The 742-nt window shown below is 52.2% G+C and carries 1 protein-coding gene; it reads right to left on the bottom strand.

The window, feature by feature from the left end:
* Positions 1-657: IS4 family transposase (locus ACMV5H_RS25575; protein ID WP_414822811.1), on the bottom strand; the 657-nt coding region annotated here is incomplete at its 3' end.
* Positions 658-742 lie beyond the last annotated feature (85 nt).

Below are 742 nucleotides of genomic sequence, written 5' to 3'. Positions count from 1 at the left end.
CCTCGGCTTACGAGCAAGTACACCGTAACCGACTTTTATGGGAGTGCTCTCCGCCTGCAAGTCACTGATTTTCATCCAGCGGGTGCTTCCTTCCAACTGGAAGCAGACGAGCCCTCTGACCCTGCCCGTAAAACACCAGCCCAGTTGGCTTATGTGCCTGAACCAGTCAGTTCTGAAGCCCGCATCCGTGATTATTGTGACGGGTTTTCCGTCGGGAATGGCCGCGTGGAGACGGTCAAGGAAGGCGCACTGAACCTGGCTGTTTTGTGCCAGCCAGGCGGGCACCACTTCGCTCATCAGAGGGAGGGAACGGCCATTACAGACTAGGCTTGCTCGCAACAGATGCCAGTTTTTGTCATGCCATCCGCTCCAGTCGACAGCAATAACGCAGAACGGCATCAGTGAGGTGATAGACCGGGTAAGCATCTGTTGAATAAGGGGAAGCTCGTGATGAATAGCGGTATTACCGAGGGCCCGATCGACACGTTTAATTTTGACGTGAGCTCTGCCTGGAAGCGAACGGCCGAGACTGGTTAGCGTCAAGTCAGCGCCGTTGCAAAGTGCAATGGCCATAGAGATAAGAACATTGATCCGAAAGGAATGAATACCACGTAAAGACGCGGAGAAAAATTTCTGGCAAACTGTTTGTAAAGGCACGATGAGGTCTCTTCTGTTTTGTTAGCGCAACCAGTAGATCACACTTCATCGTGCCTTTCATTTTTTTGTGGGGATTCCTCAACCC

Origin of the sequence: Serratia sp. N21D137 (genome assembly GCF_047530005.1) — a bacterium.
Lineage (GTDB): Bacteria > Pseudomonadota > Gammaproteobacteria > Enterobacterales > Enterobacteriaceae > Chania > Chania fonticola_B.
Note: the sequence above shows the minus strand (reverse complement) of the source record. Positions and strands in the feature narration are given on the sequence as shown.